This is a genomic window from Lentibacillus sediminis (assembly GCF_002763455.1).
Classification (GTDB): Bacteria; Bacillota; Bacilli; order Bacillales; family Amphibacillaceae; genus Lentibacillus_D; species Lentibacillus_D sediminis_A.
In genome coordinates this window covers 18,269-37,273 of the sequence record NZ_NIXK01000012.1, presented here as the reverse complement: position 1 = coordinate 37,273, position 19,005 = coordinate 18,269, and the positions used below count along the sequence as shown (strand labels likewise).

Here is a 19,005-nt window from a genome sequence, read left to right as displayed (position 1 = left end):
TTGATAGTTTTCTTGACATCATTGTAAACGGATACACAATTACTTGTTAGATTAAGAGTTAGATTATATAATCAATTTAAACTTAATAAAGGGGGAATTCGATGTTCACAGCAACGTGGGATTGGCTTTGGGAGAAACACGATCAAGTGAAAGATTTGTTTCGCTTTTTCGTGAAGCCGGGGGAGGAGATAGATAAGAAGAAGGATTCAAATGATGGATCTGATTCAGTCGGCAATGGCAATGGCGGGGGAAATTCAAATAACCGATCTTATAGCACGGCTCAGCTCATCGGTCTTATTTTGGGGCCCGCACTATTCATTATTACGCTATTCTTTCTCTCGCCAGAAGGATTGTCCCAAGAAGGACTGGCAATTTTGGCAAGTACCATTTGGATTGCAGTATGGTGGATGACAGAAGCCATACCCATTCCGGCAACCGCCTTGCTTCCAATCATTTTATTTCCGCTGACAGGCGGGCTGGACATTGATGCCACTGCTTCTGCCTACGGAAGCGATACAATCTTTCTTTTTATGGGTGGATTCGTTATTGCATTAGCGATGGAGAGATGGAATCTGCATAAACGGATTGCTATTAATATTATATCGGTAATGGGGACAAATACGGATCGAATCGTTCTTGGATTTATGGTTTCAACAGGGTTTCTTTCAATGTGGATTTCCAATACAGCTACTGCAATGATGATGGTTCCGATTGGGCTGGCAATTATTTACCAAGTATCCGATGCCTTAAAAGGTGACAGTTCCGTTGATACATCAAAGGAAAATTTCGCTTTTGGGAAATCGCTGATGCTTGGGATCGCTTATTCCGCTTCTGTCGGGGGAATGGCTACCTTGATTGGAACGCCGCCAAATGCGATTTTTGCTGGAACAGTGAATGAATTATATGGAGTGGAGATATCATTTGCTTCCTGGATGCTATTTGGGGTACCGTTCGCATGGATTTTTATCTTTATCGTCTGGTTTTATTTAACTAAAATGGCTTTTCCATTAAGATTGAAAACATTGCCTGGTGGCAGAAAAATTATCGATGAGGAAAAGGAAAAGTTAGGCAGGGCATCCTATGAAGAAAAGGCAGTATTTGTGATTTTTGTCCTTGCAGCTGTTTCCTGGATGTCACGGACATTTCTCTTGGAACGAATAAATGAGAATATTGGAGATGCCACGATTGCCATTACGGCTGCATTAATTTTATTCCTGATTCCAAGTAAAAATGAGAAAGGCGATTTCCTGATGAATTGGAACAGTGCAGTAAAATTACCTTGGGGAATTCTGCTGCTGTTCGGCGGCGGGCTGGCGATTGCTGCGGGGTTCACAGCTTCAGGGCTTTCCGAATGGATTGGAAACCAGTTAACTGCATTGCAGGGAGTCAGCACATTAATTATCATCCTGGCAGTAGCTGCGCTGGTCATTTTCTTAACGGAGATCACCTCAAATACGGCAACAGGGACCATGATGTTTCCAATTATGGCAGCCCTTGCACTTGCTGTCGATGTTCATCCATTTGTTTTGATGATTGCAGCAGCACTTGCTGCATCCTGTGCTTTCATGCTTCCGGTGGCAACACCGCCGAACGCGGTTGTATTCGGTTCAGGGTATCTGCGCATCCCTCATATGGCCAAAGCCGGATTTTTACTTAATATAGCAGCAATTGTTTTAGTCACACTAACCGTTTATCTATTAGTTCCAACGTTTTTAGGAATTGATATGAACGTATTTCCGGATGAATTAAGATAAAACAAATAGAAGGGAGCTTCTTGAACGATGGAGGCTCCCTCTTTATTCCCGCAGCTGACTTCTGTTTTTTTGGATAAAAAGAACAAAAGCTAAATAGCCAGCAGGCAGCAGTCCCGCAAATAAAACAACCCCATACCAATCTCCCACATCCCATAATGGCCCTGAGGCTGAACTCCCTAATGTCACACCAACATAATAGGCAACTAAATACAGGCTGGATGCGCCTCCTTTATGGTGTGTTGCCTGTTCCGTTACAGACGCAGCTGTCAGGGAGTGTGCTACAAAAAATCCAAGGCAGGTAATGCACAGACCAACAACAATCACGGTGACAGATAAGCTAAACGTCAGGAAGATGCCCAATATCATAACAAGAATTCCTGTAATACGTACCTTTTTTAATCCCAATTTTCCGGAAAACCAGCCGGCAATTGGAGCTCCGACTACACCTAAACCATATGCAAAAAAAGTATAGGAAATCGTTGTTAAAGAAAGGGAAAAAGGGTCTCCTTGCAAGTGAAATGGCAAATACGTCCATACAGAGGTAAAGGAGAATTGCAAAACAACTCCCATTCCAATAATGATGAGAAGGAAAGGGTCCTTTAAATGAAAAAGCATCCCTTCCAGATCTTTCTTGAATGTCAGATTGCTTGTTTCAAAGTTACGCGACCTTGGCAGCAATAAAAAAACAAGCAGGGTAATGAAACATCCAATAAGTGCCAATACATAAAAGGCAATTTGCCATGAGAATTGATCGGCCAGATAGCCGGTAGCCACTCTTCCTATCATCCCTCCAAGTGCGTTGCCTGATATGTAGAGTGCCGTCGCGACCCCTGCACTTCGATGATCGATTTCTTCATTCAAATAGGCGAGGGAAGCAGCAGGCAGTCCAGCCAGCGCAAAACCCTGAATAAAACGCAGAAAAACAATGAAATAAAAGGAATCCGTCATCGGGATCAGAAAAAATGGAATGACCGAACCTATCAGGGATGCCTTGACAAAAAGCGTTCTCCCTTTTCGATCGGAAAAAAAGCCCAGAATAATTAATCCGATAATCAAACCAATTACCATGACTGATAAAGTTAATGTGGATTCAGATACAGAAATATCAAAGTCATCAACAAATATCGGCAGTAATGGTTGTACAGCATACATGCCGGAAAATATAAATATCGATGCTAACGTTAAACTTACAGTAATCTTCCAAAAATATAAATCTCTCATATTATACTTCTTCTGTCTCTCCATTTAAGGTACACTTCCCGGCGGTGAATTCTCTGTTACCACTATAGCATAATAAATTTTGCAGCTGTCCCGTGTATTATTTGAACGCTTAAGGTGTTCATGTGGTGTTGCCTAAACTCTTTACCAGGTCATCCACTTGTGAAACAATATCTCCAATCATTTCACTCGCGGATTGCTGCTTACTTGAACGGGGATTCTGCCCGCACCAGAGGGACATCCATTCCGGCCGATTCTGTTTGGCTGCTTCACTTCGAATCGTTTTGGTTAAGGTATTTTGGATAGGATATTCCGGGAGTTCCGTTTCATATCTCGCCATTTTTGTGATGAAGTCATTGCGGATACCCCTTGCAGGTTTGCCGCTGAATGCCGAGGTGATCACCGGCTGTTCCTCGTGACTATTCAAAATTGCTTCTTTGTGCTGATTCTTTGCTCCGCTTTCCAGACTAGTGACAAAAGCTGTTCCCATCTGAACCGCTCCGGCCCCGAGTACCAAAGCGGCCAGCACACCTCTTCCATCCATAATTCCACCTGCCGCAATCACCGGAATATCAACTCGGTCCAAGGTTTGCGGAACAAGTGCCATCGTCCCGACCATGGATTCTTCAAATGAACCCATAAAAGTTCCGCGATGACCGCCTGCCTCGCTTCCTTGCACCACGACCATATCCATCCCAATTTCCTCATTGGCAATCGCCTCGTTGACTGTTGTGGCGGTACCGATCAGTGTAACGTTTTCCCGTTTCAGGTGTTGCACAGTTTCTTCAGATGGAAGACCAAATGTGAAACTGCAGATGGGAACCCGTTCCTCGATAATAATCTTCACTTGCTCCTCAAAAATAGAAGAAGTCGGTTTTTTTACCTTTGGCTTTTCGGATATGTTTAATTCGTCCCGAAAAGGGTGGAGCCATTCATTTGCTTTTTCGATTTCTTCTTCGGATACATTTGGTGTTTCAGGGACAAACAGGTTCACGCCAAAAGGCTGATCCGTGAGCTGTTTGATATTCTGAATACTCTCCCGCATTTGCTCCGCGTTCATATAACCTGCACCCAGCGTCCCAAGACCGCCCGCAATGGAAACAGCGGCAACCAATTCAGGTGTTGTGACCCCGCCAGCCATGCCCGCCTGAATAATTGGGTATTTGATATTCAGGTTCTGTGTGACGCTTTTTACATACCACAACCCGATCTCCCCCTTTGTGATTGAATGTCATTATGTATAGTATAATCGCGGAAAGTTAGCAAGTAAAATGAAGTTTCATAATCGCAGTTGTAGCTATGAGTCACTAAATATTCATAAAAACTTAAGAGATCCTTAATATCAGCTTAAAAGATATGATGTATCATTGATTGGTGAAGGATAGACGCATTCGTACGCAGGAAATGGAAGGTTTACACCACAAAAATTTGTGGAAAAGAATCCAAACCATGGATGGGCAGCTCCCATGATCAAGTAAGTTATTGGAAAGGCAAACGAAACATTAAAAGCCATGTCGTGGAGGTATTCACATGGAGTCAACGATAGAGTTTATCAATAATTTTAATTTTTATATGTTCCTGTTATTCACCTTGATGTATTCATACAAGATGGTATATATTCTTGTGGCATTTAAAGCGAAAAAGGACAATAAGGCCCTGCCAAGAGATGTTCATCCCCACAAATTTGCCGTGGTAATCGCGGCACGGAATGAAGAACTTGTCATTCCAGAACTGATAAATAGTATAAAAAAGCAGAAATATCCCCGAGAACTCGTTGATATTTTTGTCGTAGCAGACAATTGCACGGACAACACAGCACAGGTTGCCAGAGAGGCAGGGGCAATTGTCCGGGAGCGTTTCAATAAAAAACAGGTTGGGAAAGGTTATGCCCTCAACTATATGTTTCATATCATCGAAAAGGAATTTGCGTCCAGAAAGTATGACGGCTATGTCGTGTTGGATGCCGACAACCTTCTTGATAAGAACTATATTGCGGAGATGAACAAGACCTTTAACCAGGGATACAGGGTAGTCACCAGTTATAGAAACTCGAAGAACTATGACCAGAACTGGATCTCGTCCGGTTATGCACTCTGGTTTATCCATGAAGCGGAATTTCTCAACCTTCCAAGAATGACCGTTCGCACCAGCTGTGCCATTTCCGGAACCGGGTTTCTGGTGCATGCCGATGTGATCAAAGAGAATGGGGGTTGGATTCACCATCTCCTGACAGAAGACATCGAGTTTTCCGTTGCCCAGATTCTTAAGGGAGAAAAGATTGGCTATTCCGGAAACGCAGTGTTTTATGATGAGCAGCCAATCACCTTCAAGCAATCCTGGGATCAGCGATTACGCTGGGCAAAAGGTTTTTATCAGGTCCTCGGCAGTTATGGCAAAGATTTGATCGGCAATATTTTCAAAGGGAAGAAAAACAGTTTTGCCAGCTATGATATGGTCATGACGATCATGCCAGCCATGCTCGTTGTATTTGCCAGTATTCTTATGAATGGATTTTTCTTCTTTGGTGGAGTGTTTGAACTATTTGAAGGACAAGACATTGTTCAGGCAACCACGGCGTCAATACTAAATTCCCTTGTTGGATATTATATGGTATTGTTTACCATTGGCTTCATTACGATGCTGACAGAGTGGAAAAGGATTCATTGTGCTGGCTGGAAAAAAGTCGCATATACGTTCACTTTCCCGCTGTTTATGTTTACCTATATACCAATCGCTGTCGCCGCGTTGTTCAAGGATGTTAGGTGGAAGCCAATTGCCCATACGGTAGTGAAATCTATTGATGATGTGCGGTAATAAAATGTTGTATGTAAAGCATCTTCCTCGTGAGGAAGGTGCTTTAACTATGTTTAGGGAGCTAGTTCCAATTGTCATTTAATGTGGTATATTACTTATTAAAAGTGACGTTTCGTGAATGCTACTCCAAAGTTGTTCAGAAAAACAATCATTTCTGGTGTCCGGAATTTCCTTTAGAACTTGGGAATGCTCGACGAAATAGAGCTTTACCAGGAAGCTAACGACAGAGTTCGTGCCAAACTGAATAGGATGCAAATAGAGTACAAGCAAATCTGAAAGAAAATAGCAAAATAGATAAAATATTAATATTTTTAGAGAGGTGAAATGTTATATGATAATTTTAGATCAAAAACAAGTAAAAGAGTTAATTACGATGGAACAGGCTATTGAAATAAATGAGGATGTATATGTTTCTTTTTCGACAGGCAAATCTACAGTACCATTAAGAACAAATATGGAATTAGATTCACCAGATCATTTCTTCTTAACTATGCCTGGTTTTGTAGAAGATTTAGAAGGATTGGGTGTGAAGTTGGTTACAAGTTTCCCGGAAAACGTTGAAAAAGGTATCCCTGCAATTCAGGCTGTTATTATGTTATTTGACACAACAAACGGAAATCCAATAGCCCTTATGGATGGGACGTTTATTACGGCTTTGAGAACAGGAGCTGTAACGGGAGTAGCGACAAAATATTTAGCCCGTGGAAATGCATCAACATTAGCTGTAATTGGAACTGGGGGAATGGCTCCCGCTCAGCTGGAAGCAACCTCCTGCGTGCGGGATTTGACGAAGGTGTATGTTTATAACCGTACCGTCAGTAAAGCAGAGGCGTTTATTGGAGACATGTCCAAGCAATACCCAGATATTGAATTTGAGCTAAAGTTAACTCCTCAAGAAGCGCTAGCTGATGCAGATATTGTCGTTACATCCACGGCAGCAAACAAGCCTCTTGTAAAATACAAATGGTTAAAAAAAGGCGCCCATGTAAACGCAATTGGTGGTTTCAACCGATACATTCAAGAAATTGATGAGAACGTATTAGCAAATGCCTCAGCTAAAACTGTAGATGGAATCTCGGCAGCATCCGTAACAGGTGATATTGTTGTCCCCATTGAGCAAAACGTTATTTCTTCTACTGATTTAGTTGAAATTGGCACGTTGATTGACCAAAAAAGAAAAGCGAGAAATCATGAAGACGACATCACTTATTTTAAATCTGTGGGTTTATCTAGTCAGGATGTTGCTGTAGCAGTAAAGATTTTACAGTTAGCTCAAGAAAAAGGGGTGGGTCAAAACGTGAGTCTTTAATAAACTCTCGGAATTCCAAGAATGAAATCAGCTGATTTTTACATTGCAGGGGAGGGAAGATGACGTGATTGTTGTTAACCTGTCCGCCGGGGAGATAAAGATGTGCAGCAAGTGTTTGAGAAACTTAGAACAGAATAAATCATTTCTTGAAATCCAATAATTAAAACTGTATGACAATTGTATCCGATAATTTCATTTGTTATATTGCACTTATTAAAGGCGTTTAATAAGTGATTGATCGAGACTTATTAAAAGGGTTTAAAAAGTTCGGATTTAAGGTGGTGACATAGATGAATACTGTTCCAAAATCCCAGAGACAGTTAATCCTTTCCAGTATTCGGAGATCTCTCTTAGAACTTGAGAGTGCCACAAAAGTGGAACTCAGCGATAAACTGGAAATCAGTTTCCCAACCATAAGCAAGTTCCTCACGCAGATGGAGAAAGAGGAAGAAATTACTTCGGTTGGTTTAGATGAATCCAGTGGCGGGAGAAGAGCCAAAAGGTATACGTATAATCCGGAACATACGCTTGGACTTGCCATTTTTTTAGAGAAGACAGAGACCAATTATACCATTTTTAATTGTGCGGGAGAGGTGAAGGAACAAGGAAACGCTCCAAGTGTATTAGTGGATAATGGGCTACATTTATTAACGGAACTCATTGAAAAAATAGTTACTGCAAACCCTTCGGAAATTCGTTCGATGGCAATCGGGGTTCCTGGTGCGGTTGATCATGGCCGGATTTTTCATATACCGGGGTACGACTCATTTCGAAATTTTGATTTAAAGGGATACTATGAGGACTATTTTTCGAGACCAGTGGTAGTTGAAAATGATATGAATGTTGCTGTTGTTGGGTTTAACGATAATAGTGGGATGAAGGGCGATCCATCTCTTGTATATTTGTATGCCGGGCATAATGGACCGGGGGCGGGATTAATGGTAAATGGAAAAGTGGTGCGGGGGAGCACATTTTTTGCTGGAGAAGTTCAATACGTCCAACAGTATGATGAACAAAATTTTGGCCAGGCCATAAAATCCGGAGACGGTAATATCGATGCAACCAGCAGATTAATAGCTTTATTTACAGCTACCATTAACCCACAAACGGTCATTCTCTGTAACGATGAAGCGGAGCAAGCAACCATAGAAAAAATCGAACAAGCTACCGCAAAATATATCCCCAATGAACATCTTCCACAGTTCGAAACAGTGATTGGAAGGAAGATTATCTATTCGGGCTAAAAAGCCTTGGACTGGATTTATGATACACGAAGCAACCTAGAAAATGCGAGGTTTACAATGACGACATTACTCTTAATTATCATTTATTTAGCTTTTATTAGCTTAGGATTGCCGGATTCTATTCTGGGTGCAGCGTGGCCCGCCATGCAGCCGACCTTGGATGCCCCGCTCGAAACTGCCGGGTACCTATTTATGATTATCGCTGCTGGCACCATCGTCTCAAGTTTAGCCAGCGGGAAAGTAATAAAGAGCTTCGGCACGGGAAAGGTTACATTCATCAGTGTTTTGATGACGGCAGTGGCTTTATTGGGTTTTCATTTCGCTCCATCTGCCGGCTGGTTAATTGTATGTGCGATACCACTTGGATTGGGTGCCGGGTCTGTAGATGCTGCATTGAATAATTATGTTGCCACCCATTATAAAGCGCATCATATGAGCTGGTTGCACAGTTTTTGGGGAATAGGCGCTACGTTTGGCCCGATCATTATGGCGCAATTTATCGCGTGGCAAAATTCCTGGAGAGATGGGTATCTTGCTATTTCAGCGATTCAATTTACATTAGTTATCATCCTCTTCCTTGCCCTGCCCTTATGGAGCAAAGCAGCGAAGAACCATCATGCACAGCCTGATGAAGAGGAGGCTCTCATTGATGAAGAGAAAAATGTAAAACCAATCCAAATAAGAGGAGTCAAACTAGCGCTTGTGTCCTTCTTTTTCTATTGCGGAGTGGAAGCAACAGTGGGGCTCTGGGGTGCCAGCTATCTGGTGGGTGCCAAAGGTTTATCCGCGGAAAATGCTGCGAAGTGGATTTCTTTTTATTGGGCCGGGATAACCGTTGGCAGATTCATCACTGGATTTATTACATTTAAACTGAAAAACCGCGCCATCATACGAATGGGACAAATGATTGCCTTGGCTGGGGTGATGATTTTAATTCTGCCGCTCCCATCGGTTTTCATACTTATCGGCTTTATCCTGATTGGCTTAGGATTTGCGCCAATATACCCTTGTATGCTGCATGAAACCCCGGCTCGATTCGGAAAGAAACATTCGCAGTCGATCATGGGCTATCAAATGGCCCTGGCTTACACCGGCACGACATTTCTGCCGCCGCTCTTTGGCTTCATCGCAGCACATTCAACCTTGGGGATCTTTCCAATTTGTGTGGCGATATTTGTTGGGGCAATGCTTTTCGGGACAGAGAAGTTAAATAGACTGCTTAAGAATAAACATGTACAGGAGGAAACGATATGATTAAATTAGTGTTATCAGACATGGACGGAACATTCTTGAATAATAGTGGCGACTTTAACAGAGAGCTTTACAAAGATGTCAAAAAATAATGAATGAAAAAGGGGTTGTTTTTGCTCCTGCCACCGGCAAACAATACGAACGGGTGGCACAGTTATTTGGTGAGGATGCGGACGATTTATGGATTTTGGGCGACAGTGCTACCCGTACCAAACACAACGGGGAATTTGTTCATGAATCGCTTCTTCCCAACAAATTAGGGATGGATATCATTCAGTTACTGGAAAAAATTCACCTGGATCATACCATTATTGATTGTACCAGAAACGGCGCGGTGATAAAAGACGGTTTTCTCCTGAAGAAGAAGCAATTCTCCGAGGGTCTTATGCACAAGTAAGAACAGTAGCTGATTTTAATGAGATCACAGAGGATTTTGTGAAAATCACCATTCACGATCCAGCCCTTAGATCTTTTGAACCAAGGAACGTTCGAAGCTTACCCTTCCAAATAGGCTTTACACATTGAATAATTTCGAAAGTTGATAGACAAATTTGTGACAATCAATGAAGGCAGTTGCAAATGAAACCGCAGTCATTTATAATGAAAGTTATTCTTGGATTGTTACTGTATCGGCAGGCAAAACCTGGGTTAATCAAAATTGCAGCGGGACTTTTTGTCTGCAATTTTGGTTCATCCAGGGTTTTTTAACTGAATAAGTACAAAATAAATCATAAAATACGTTTTTCAGGTGTGAATGCAAATGGAAATTACGAAAGTGTTAAACAATAACGTGGCGATGACGGAAAATGAATCGGACCAGGAAATGGTTGTTATGGGCAAAGGTCTGGCGTTCCAGAAAAAGGCTGGAGATGGGATTGATGCATCGAATATCGAGAAAACCTTCATTCTGGAGAATTCCGGTGTAGCCAGCAAGCTTGCGGAATTGATGAAAGATACATCAGAAGTATACCTGGATATTTCCTACAAAATCCTCGAATTGGCCAGAACGCATCTCAGCTATAAATTGGACGACTATTTATACGTGGCATTAACTGATCACCTGAGCTTTGCGATTACCAGGCATAAAAACGGGATTGAGATGAAAAATCCGCTGCTGTGGGAGATTCGCAGATACTATAAACAGGAATTTCAGGTTGCTCAAAAAGCCCTTGACATTGTAGAAGCAGAAACAGGCGTCAGACTTGCAGAAGATGAAGCAGCTTCGATTGCCCTGCATCTCGTCAACAGCCAGCTTTCAGGCGAAAACATGGCGGCAGCTGTTCAAGTAACAGAAATGGTCAACAACATCTTAACGATCGTCAAATACTATTTCCGAATCGAATTGGATGAAAACTCGATCAGCTATGAGCGATTTCTAACCCACCTCCGTTTTTTTGCTATGCGTTTTATTCGCAAAGACAGGGCAGATGAGACGTACGATAACTTTCTGTATGAACAGGTGAAACAAAAGTATAAGGATGCCTTCGAATGTACGGAACGGATTGCAACTTATATTGCCAAGAACTATGATTGGGAAATTTCCAATGATGAGAAGGTTTATTTGACGCTGCATATATATCGGATTACGAATCGGCATGAGAACGGGTGATTCCTTATTTTTAGCAAATTTTGGCGTAGATCTCGTTTAACACTAAATCATAATACTTGAAAACGCTTATTTAATCCGTTACAATAAACTTAAATAATTAACATAAATCACGAGGATTGTGACTTTCAGCAGGCAAAACCTAAGTGAGTTCTGTATCTTGTCCCTACAAGAGAAGTGCTCATTTAGGTTTTTTGTATTATTGAGAGATTTAAGGAGCTGTGTAATAACTAACAACCCATAAATAAATCAATTATTTCACAACCTTGAAATAAATTTCGCTTAATAAGCAAGAAAGCGTTGACAAGTCGTTAAATATATCGTATAGTAAAAGTACAATTTAATTATTGAACACAGGGATGTAACCATTCTGGGCATAACCTGAATCGATTTCATGCACAATATACGTGTGTTTAATCCGGTTCAGGTTTTTTATTTGCAATAATCTATTAATAGAAAGTAGGGGGTAAAATGAAGTATGAACAATTAGCCAAAGACATTATTGAAAATGTCGGCGGTGAAGAAAACGTTAACAGTGTTTATCACTGTATCACTAGACTTCGCTTTAAATTAAAGGATGAGGATAAAGCGAATACAGACACGTTGAAGAATATGGATGGTGTTGTAACAGTCAGGCAAAGCGGCGGCCAATACCAAGTTGTTATTGGCAACCACGTGCCGGATGTATATAAAGCTGTTGCAGCAAAAGGCGGTTTTGAAGGCCAGGAACCAGATGATACGGAGGAAAACAAGGATAAGGGCAGTTTGCTTAACCGCTTTATTGATATGATTTCCGGTATCTTCACGCCAATCCTCAGTGTATTGGTTGCTGCAGGTATGATTAAAGGGTTCCTCGCGTTATTTGTTGCACTTGAGTGGCTGGACACCACAGGAGGGACATACCAGATTTTTAATGCGGTAGGAGATGCATTGTTCTATTTCCTCCCTGTTATTTTGGGTTATACGGCAATGAAAAAGTTTGGCGGAACTCCGTTTGTTGGTATGGTCATTGGGATGGCATTGGTTTATCCTGCACTGGAAGGGATTCCGCAAGCGGGTGAACCTTTGTATACATTGTTTGCGGGCACCTTGTTTGAATCACCTGTATATATTGAGTTTTTAGGTATTCCGGTTATTTTAATGACATACTCTATGTCGGTTATCCCAATTATTGTAGCAACATATTTTGCTGCAAAATTGGAGAGTTTTTTAGGTAAGGTAATCCCATCAGTTGTAAAAGCGTTCTTAGTTCCAATGATTACATTGCTGATTATTGTTCCATTAACCTTTATCATTATTGGTCCAATTGCAACCTGGGCGAGTCAGGCACTTGGACAGGCAACAACGTCGATCTATGAATTAAGCCCAGTTATTGCAGGATTGTTCCTTGGCGGTTTATGGCTAGTGTTTGTTATGTTTGGTCTGCATTGGGGACTTGTTCCGATAGCTATAAATAATTTTTCCGTTGCTGGTGTTGACCCGATTTTAGCACTGATTTTTGTCCATTCATTTGCACTGGCTGCAGCTATTCTGGCTGTTTGGCTAAAAACAAAAAACCAAAACACAAAGACACTTAGTCCACCGGCAATTATTTCTGCTATATTTGGCGTTAGCGAACCTGCCATGTATGGTATTGCATTGCCTCTGAAGCGACCGTTTATTTTTACTCTTATTTCTTCAGCAATCGGCGGGGCTTTACTAGGGTTGTTTGGCACAAGAGGATATGTATTGGCTGGTCTTGGCGTATTTCAACTACCAAGTTTTATTCACCCGGAAGAAGGGCTAAACACGGCCTTCATGGGGGCGATTGTGGCTGTTATTATTGGATCCGTTCTGTCTTTCGTATTAACTTACTTCTTTGGCGGCATTAACAGGATTGAAACTGCTCCCGCTGAAACTGAAGAGACAAAAGAGACAGAACAGTCGGCAACAGCTACCGCAGAACCAAACGTGAAAAATGAAGTCATTGTCAGTCCATTAACTGGTGAGGTTAAAAAGTTAGCAGATATTGAGGATGACGCTTTTGCATCAGGGGCGTTAGGCAAGGGTGTTGCTGTTGAACCTGCGGAAGGGAAATTATATGCGCCTGTAGCCGGTAAGGTCTCGGCCTTATTCCCTACACAACATGCTATTGGAATTACATCCGACGATGGTGCGGAGATATTGGTTCATATTGGGATGGATACCGTACAGCTGGATGGCAGACATTTCACAGCCCACATTGCTCAAGGTGACCGTGTGGAAATTGGACAGGTTTTAATCGAATTCGATGTAGATGCAATTAAAAAAGAAGGCTTTGTATTGACTACACCAGTAGTTGTTACTAACCATGATCAATATGAAATTACTGATGCAAATGAACAAGAAGTCAAGGCTCAAGATTTATTGTTCGAGTTAAAAGCAAAATAATCAAAGTAAAAAAGGAGAAGCGTTTCTTCAATATATGAAACGCCTGCCCTTTATATAGAAATATGTTTACTGATATTAGGAGGAATAAACAATGGCAAAACAATTTCCAGAAGGATTTTTATGGGGTGGCGCTACAGCAGCCAACCAATTCGAAGGTGGTTTTCATGAAGGAAATAAAGGGTTAAACATCGCGGATGTGCTCCCAGGAGGAAAACAGCGCCTTTCCATTTTAAATTCACCCGGGTTTAACTTTGAAATTGATCAAGATAAATATTATCCGAACCATGAAGGAATTGACTTTTATCATCGCTACAAAGAAGATATTGCTTTATTTGCGGAAATGGGCTTTAAAGTGTTCCGTATGTCAATCGCCTGGTCTCGAATCTTTCCAAAAGGGGATGAGTTAGAGCCAGACGAAGAAGGGTTAGCTTTTTATGACCGTGTATTTGATGAATTGCACAAGCACGGAATCGAACCGGTTGTAACCATTTCACACTATGAAATGCCGGTTCACTTGGTAAAAGAATACGGTGGCTGGAGAAGCCGTGAAGTTGTTACATTTTTTGAAAGATATGTAGAAGCAATCTTCAACCGTTATAAGGGCAAAGTAAAAAACTGGATGACATTTAACGAAATTAATAGTGGATTAATGATGCCAATTATGGGGCTTGGATTTGCGATACAAAAAGAGGAAGATAAGTATCAGCCTACGTTCCAAGCATTCCATCACCAGTTTGTTGCAAGTGCAAAAGCAGTGAAACGATGCCATGAATTGATGCCAGAAGCACAAATCGGTTGTATGATTATTTATGCTCCGGTGTATGCTTACGACAGCAACCCTGAAAATGTGATGCACGCGTTAAAAGAAGAAGAGTTATTTAACTATTTCTGTGCGGATGTTCAAGTAAGAGGAGAATATCCAGCATTTATTGACCGCTACTTCAAAGAGCATAACATTAAATTGGAAATGGAAGATGGAGATCTTGACATCCTTAAAGAAGGCACCGTAGATTATATCGGGTTTAGTTACTATATGTCCCGTACCGAAAAGAAAGATAAATCGGATGTAGAGGGAATTCAGGGAAATATTATGCAAGGGATTAAAAATCCATACTTGAAAGCTAGTGACTGGGGTTGGGAAATTGACCCAGTAGGCTTACGTATTTCCTTAAATAAGCTTTACGGCAGATATGGCGTGCCTCTATTCATCGTTGAAAATGGGCTAGGGGCTTATGACAAGATAGAAGAAGATGGCTCCATTATTGATGACTATCGTATCGATTATCTTCGTGAGCATATCGAACAAATGGGCGAAGCAATTGAAGATGGTGTGGACCTGATGGGTTACACAAGCTGGGGTTGTATTGATTTAGTCAGTGCTTCCACTGGTGAAATGTCTAAGCGTTACGGGTTCATCTATGTAGACAAGCATGACGATGGCAGCGGTACGTTAGAACGTAAACGCAAAAAATCATTCTACTGGTATAAAAATGTTATTGAGTCTAATGGAGAAAACCTGTAATTATTGATCATTGCATAAAAGGAAAGGGCGTCTGCGGATGCCTTTCCTTTTTGAATGAATGAAAGGAGACGTTGTTATGTCAAAATTCCCAGAGGTTTTCTTATGGGGTGGCGCTTTAGCAGCCAATCAAGTAGAAGGTGCATATTTGGAAGATGGAAAAGGATTGACGACGGTGGACCTGATGCCAACCGGCGAAAATCGGTGGAAAGTCTTGAAAGGACACATTGATTCATTAACACCTGATGCGAGTGAGTTTTACCCATCTCATGAGGCGATTGATTTCTATCACCGTTATAAAGAAGATATTGCCCTGTTTGCCGAGATGGGTTTTAAAGCGCTGCGTGTTTCCATTTCCTGGGCACGTATTTTCCCTAATGGGGATGATGAGACACCAAATGAAGCGGGACTGCAGTTTTATGATGATTTATTTGATGAGATGCAAAAGCACAATATTGAGCCTGTCGTAACAATCGCACACTTTGATGTGCCTGTCCACTTGGTTGAAGCATATGGAAGCTGGAAAAGCCGGGAGCTTGTTGGCTTCTTTGAAACGTATGCAAAAACGCTTTTCACACGCTACAAAGATAAAGTGAAATACTGGATGACCTTCAACGAAATCAACATGCTTTTGCATTTGCCATTCGTCGGTGCCGGTCTTGTGTTTAAAGAAGGGGAAAATGAAACACAAATTAAGTACCAGGCTGCACACCATCAGCTTGTGGCTAGCGCCCGCGCCGTCAAGGCATGTCACGAAATCATTCCAGATGCAAAAATCGGCTGTATGCTGGCAGCAGGCATGTTCTATCCGTATACATCTAATCCAGACGATGTTTTCGAAGCGATGGATAAGGATCGTGAATCATTCTTCTTTATTGATGTTCAGTCACGCGGTGAATATCCTGGTTATGCAAAACGTTTTTTCAAAGACAACGACCTGACAATAGAGATGGAGGAAGATGACGCTGCATTATTGAAAAATCACACGGTTGATTATATCGGATTCAGTTATTATTCCAGCAGAACAACGAGTACAGATCCGGAAGTGTTGAAAAACATAACCAGTGGCAATGTATTTGGTTCTGTCACAAACCCTTACCTTGAAACATCAGAATGGGGATGGACAATCGATCCAAAAGGCTTTCGTATCTCCGCGAACCAGCTCTGGGATCGTTATCAAAAACCATTATTTGTCGTGGAAAACGGGCTTGGTGCAGTTGATGAACCAAATGCTGATGGTACGATCAATGATGATTACCGAATCGAGTATCTGAAAAAGCATATTGAACAAATGGGTGAAGCAATTGAGGATGGAGTGGACATCATCGGCTATACAAGCTGGGGTCCAATTGACATTGTCAGTGCTTCCACCGGTGAAATGAAGAAACGTTATGGATATATTTATGTGGATCGAGATAATAAAGGAAACGGAACGCTCAATCGTTCGAAAAAGAAAAGCTTTGATTGGTATAAGAAAGTAATTGCAACTAACGGTGAAGAATTGTAAACTGTTGCATAAATAAGTTGAACCGTTTCACCCCTTTGGATATGATTAATCCAAAGGGGTATTTTTTGTCTGAAGTGTAGATAAGGAAAGCAGGGCAGGAGGGTGACAATATCAAAAAATTACAGTTGCCAATTTTACTAGCGCTTATTACAGCAATGATGACAAGTAGCTATTTTATATTACGATTGAATGCCTTCAGCAACTCAGTCGTCATATTATTGACGCTGGCTTTAATTATTCTATGTCCGCTGATTATTTATTTGCTATTGATACGTCCTGGCTCGATGCCAAAGTTATTCGCATATTTATCTTTTATTCTATGTTTAGCAGCCGCCTATTTTATCATTCCTCCCTCTCAAAGAGATTTTTTGAATCATATTCTAGTGTGGCTCATTCCCATATTGGAGATTACTGTTATCCTTTTTGTTGTGTACAGCATCGTTAAAAGCGTTATCCGTTACAAGGATATTAACTCAAATAAGCGGTTTAACTTCCTTGAGGTAACAAGAATGTCGCTAGAGCCGAAACTAGGAAATGGATTTTTGTTAGGAGTAGTCTTAACGGAACTTAGTGTTTTCTATTACGCAATAATGGTATGGTTCAAAAAGCCTGACATAACTAGGGATGAGATTTTTACCTATCATAAATCTTCACAAATAAGGACGATCGTCATTGTATTTTCCATCCTGATTGTAATCGAAGGGGTGCTATTTCATTATGTTATTCAGTTGTGGAGTGACATTGCCGCTTGGATTTTTACCGTATTGAATATCTATGCTTTGTTATATATGGCAGGATTCTATAATTCTGCAAGCTTTCTGCCGCATGTTGTCAATAAAAATAAGCTTATTATCCGCCTAGGTTATCAGAGCAGTATTGAATTGGATTTGAGAAATATTGAAAGTATCAACAAAGCGGAGCAACGGGGGATAGGGGATAAAGTACCTAAAGAAACCTACTATTCCTTGCTAAATATTGATTCTCCGCAATATGCACTCTTTTTAAAAGAACCGGTTTTAATGAAAGGTTCTTATGGAAGAAAAAAATATGTTAATACTGTCATTTTCAGATCCGATGAACCAGATGAAATGATTAACCGGATAAATTTGGCGAGGGATCAGCAATCAAGTGAGAAAGCTTAAGGAGGTGGGGGAATGATTTTGCATTCCCGTTTGAATCATTATCCTTTGTAATTACTTATCTAACGTTTTATAGGATTTTTAAAACGACTGGTTCGTTAAAATTTCATCGTCATCGATTCCATCTTCGCTTTCCAAATCTGCAATTAAATCTTCTACATAGTCAAATTTTTTCACACGGCCTGCTTTAATATCTTCCTCAGCCTCGCGCTCACCTTTTTGCCATTCTTCCGTACAGAAGCAGGCTTGCTCTTTTTCAATGGTAATAACCGGAGTTAAGACAATATGCCCTTTCTCAATCGTAACCTCTAGCTGCTCACCTTCAACGCACACTTTTCCTGGCATAGAGGGTTCCCTGCTTCCCATTTTATTTACTATGATTATGTCATATTTCATCTATTTTCTGACCACGTTTTAACCGCCGAAATAAGTTCCCCTTTTCTCTGATCGAATTGCTTTTTTCGATGACCATTTGCGCCAGAGGGATGAGGAAATCCGAATAGATAGGTGTGTGCTGGAAGTCTTTCTTTTTCGCGTAACTTCTGAAAGATATGGTCGACCGTCTTTCCAAGCGGAATAACAAGTGCCGGCTCCCTGATTTGACTGAGTTCTTTTGGAAATACGTGATAAGCATAGGAAGATAATAGTGAATGATGATCGATACTAGGCTGATGTCCGGTATAGTTTCTTCCATGGTGAAAAACGGGATATTTAATGATAGATGTCGTATGCAATAAGTTCCGCTTTTCCTTAAATAAAACAGCAGAACTACCGGCATCAATCACTTCCGGTATCGCGCATTCATCCAGCATATGAATTAAATTGCGCCTCATCGTCCCGGCAAAGCTTGCGGCTATTTTTGCTTCCTTTAAAATCCGGTCTGCAGGATGCTGCTTAGCTAAGCTGGTTAGAGCTTGTTCAAAAGCTGTTTTCATCTGATTCCAGCCCGGAGTAATTCCAACGATAACAATTTTCGCATCACGGTTTATGTATTCGTTGTGTGGAGCGTAATACATAGCTATATCCCCGGTATTCTCCATTAGGAAATCATCCGTTAATACATCTTCTTTTGTAAGGGATTTATGTGGTTGTAAACTTTTTATTGCGGGCAGGAATTCCTCCAGTTTGGAATGCAGCATGTTTGGTCTCCTTATTCTATGGTTTATTTACTCTCCTATGAATCGGCCTGATATTCAGAGACTATTCCCTACAGCGTTAAAGTGGTTTTTTGTTAG

General features: G+C 41.1%; 14 protein-coding genes and 1 pseudogene. 11 read left to right on the top strand and 4 right to left on the bottom strand.

Going from position 1 to position 19,005, the window contains the following annotated elements; translation table 11 throughout:
* The first annotated feature begins 101 nt into the window (after positions 1-101).
* Positions 102-1,754, top strand: coding sequence for an SLC13 family permease (locus CEG13_RS16575; protein WP_100013005.1), 1,653 nt, complete (start codon positions 102-104; stop codon positions 1,752-1,754).
* 42 nt (positions 1,755-1,796) lie between these two features.
* Here CEG13_RS16575 and CEG13_RS16570 read toward each other — a convergent pair whose 3' ends face one another.
* Together CEG13_RS16570 and CEG13_RS16565 are read right to left on the bottom strand one after the other, a co-directional pair.
* Positions 1,797-2,975: an MFS transporter gene (locus tag CEG13_RS16570; protein WP_338033021.1), complete on the bottom strand. Its 1,179-nt coding sequence runs from the start codon at positions 2,973-2,975 to the stop codon at positions 1,797-1,799.
* A 118-nt stretch (positions 2,976-3,093) separates the two neighbouring features.
* The gene (locus CEG13_RS16565; protein WP_100013003.1) at positions 3,094-4,176 is read right to left on the bottom strand and encodes an NAD(P)H-dependent flavin oxidoreductase; all 1,083 of its coding nucleotides are present in this window, start codon (positions 4,174-4,176) and stop codon (positions 3,094-3,096) included.
* 326 nt (positions 4,177-4,502) lie between these two features.
* On the opposite strand from CEG13_RS16565, the gene CEG13_RS16560 reads away from it, so the two are divergent.
* The 10 genes and pseudogenes from CEG13_RS16560 (at position 4,503) to CEG13_RS19160 (ending at position 17,773) form a co-directional block, all read left to right on the top strand.
* Complete coding sequence (locus tag CEG13_RS16560) at positions 4,503-5,786, top strand: glycosyltransferase family 2 protein (RefSeq protein ID WP_100013002.1); 1,284 nt, start codon at positions 4,503-4,505, stop codon at positions 5,784-5,786.
* A 331-nt stretch (positions 5,787-6,117) separates the two neighbouring features.
* Positions 6,118-7,095 (top strand): ornithine cyclodeaminase family protein, encoded by a 978-nt coding sequence (locus tag CEG13_RS16555; protein WP_100013001.1) that lies wholly within the window; start codon positions 6,118-6,120, stop codon positions 7,093-7,095.
* Positions 7,096-7,385: 290 nt separating this feature from the next.
* Positions 7,386-8,384: pseudogene (locus tag CEG13_RS16550) on the top strand (ROK family transcriptional regulator); the annotation flags it as partial.
* 12 nt (positions 8,385-8,396) lie between these two features.
* Positions 8,397-9,593, top strand: a complete 1,197-nt coding sequence (locus tag CEG13_RS16545; protein WP_100013043.1) for an MFS transporter — start codon at positions 8,397-8,399, stop codon at positions 9,591-9,593.
* Between the two features lie 88 nt (positions 9,594-9,681).
* Positions 9,682-9,987 carry an HAD family hydrolase gene (locus tag CEG13_RS16540; RefSeq protein WP_239984689.1) on the top strand — a complete coding sequence of 102 codons (306 nt, stop codon included), beginning with the start codon at positions 9,682-9,684 and terminating at the stop codon, positions 9,985-9,987.
* A 363-nt stretch (positions 9,988-10,350) separates the two neighbouring features.
* On the top strand, positions 10,351-11,199 hold the full coding sequence (gene licT / locus CEG13_RS16535) for a BglG family transcription antiterminator LicT (protein WP_100013000.1): 849 nt from the start codon (positions 10,351-10,353) through the stop codon (positions 11,197-11,199).
* 468 nt (positions 11,200-11,667) lie between these two features.
* Complete coding sequence (locus tag CEG13_RS16530) at positions 11,668-13,605, top strand: beta-glucoside-specific PTS transporter subunit IIABC (RefSeq protein WP_100012999.1); 1,938 nt, start codon at positions 11,668-11,670, stop codon at positions 13,603-13,605.
* A gap of 91 nt (positions 13,606-13,696) precedes the next feature.
* A complete protein-coding gene (locus CEG13_RS16525; RefSeq protein WP_100012998.1) occupies positions 13,697-15,127 on the top strand; it encodes a glycoside hydrolase family 1 protein in 1,431 nt (476 codons plus the stop codon).
* 76 nt (positions 15,128-15,203) lie between these two features.
* Complete coding sequence (locus tag CEG13_RS16520) at positions 15,204-16,631, top strand: 6-phospho-beta-glucosidase (protein WP_100012997.1); 1,428 nt, start codon at positions 15,204-15,206, stop codon at positions 16,629-16,631.
* A 509-nt stretch (positions 16,632-17,140) separates the two neighbouring features.
* Positions 17,141-17,773 carry a hypothetical protein gene (locus CEG13_RS19160; RefSeq protein WP_239984688.1) on the top strand — a complete coding sequence of 211 codons (633 nt, stop codon included), beginning with the start codon at positions 17,141-17,143 and terminating at the stop codon, positions 17,771-17,773.
* A 78-nt stretch (positions 17,774-17,851) separates the two neighbouring features.
* Here the strand turns inward: CEG13_RS19160 and CEG13_RS16510 are convergent, their stop codons facing one another.
* A complete protein-coding gene (locus CEG13_RS16510; protein ID WP_204758496.1) occupies positions 17,852-18,115 on the bottom strand; it encodes a hypothetical protein in 264 nt (87 codons plus the stop codon).
* 47 nt (positions 18,116-18,162) lie between these two features.
* On the bottom strand, positions 18,163-18,909 hold the full coding sequence (locus tag CEG13_RS16505) for a uracil-DNA glycosylase family protein (RefSeq protein WP_100012996.1): 747 nt from the start codon (positions 18,907-18,909) through the stop codon (positions 18,163-18,165).
* Between the last annotated feature and the right edge of the window lie 96 nt (positions 18,910-19,005).

Excerpts from the sequence above, each read along its gene's own strand:
- CEG13_RS16545 (WP_100013043.1), top strand. The coding sequence starts at position 8,397 with ATGACGACATTACTCTTAATTATCATTTATTTAGCTTTTATTAGCTTA.
- licT (WP_100013000.1), top strand. The coding sequence starts at position 10,351 with ATGGAAATTACGAAAGTGTTAAACAATAACGTGGCGATGACGGAAAAT.
- CEG13_RS16555 (WP_100013001.1), top strand. The coding sequence starts at position 6,118 with ATGATAATTTTAGATCAAAAACAAGTAAAAGAGTTAATTACGATGGAA.
- CEG13_RS16505 (WP_100012996.1), bottom strand. The coding sequence starts at position 18,909 with ATGCTGCATTCCAAACTGGAGGAATTCCTGCCCGCAATAAAAAGTTTA.
- CEG13_RS16520 (WP_100012997.1), top strand. The coding sequence starts at position 15,204 with ATGTCAAAATTCCCAGAGGTTTTCTTATGGGGTGGCGCTTTAGCAGCC.
- CEG13_RS16575 (WP_100013005.1), top strand. The coding sequence starts at position 102 with ATGTTCACAGCAACGTGGGATTGGCTTTGGGAGAAACACGATCAAGTG.
- CEG13_RS16525 (WP_100012998.1), top strand. The coding sequence starts at position 13,697 with ATGGCAAAACAATTTCCAGAAGGATTTTTATGGGGTGGCGCTACAGCA.
- CEG13_RS16570 (WP_338033021.1), bottom strand. The coding sequence starts at position 2,975 with ATGAGAGATTTATATTTTTGGAAGATTACTGTAAGTTTAACGTTAGCA.
- CEG13_RS16530 (WP_100012999.1), top strand. The coding sequence starts at position 11,668 with ATGAAGTATGAACAATTAGCCAAAGACATTATTGAAAATGTCGGCGGT.
- CEG13_RS19160 (WP_239984688.1), top strand. The coding sequence starts at position 17,141 with ATGTCGCTAGAGCCGAAACTAGGAAATGGATTTTTGTTAGGAGTAGTC.
- CEG13_RS16560 (WP_100013002.1), top strand. The coding sequence starts at position 4,503 with ATGGAGTCAACGATAGAGTTTATCAATAATTTTAATTTTTATATGTTC.
- CEG13_RS16540 (WP_239984689.1), top strand. The coding sequence starts at position 9,682 with ATGAATGAAAAAGGGGTTGTTTTTGCTCCTGCCACCGGCAAACAATAC.
- CEG13_RS16510 (WP_204758496.1), bottom strand. The coding sequence starts at position 18,115 with ATGCCAGGAAAAGTGTGCGTTGAAGGTGAGCAGCTAGAGGTTACGATT.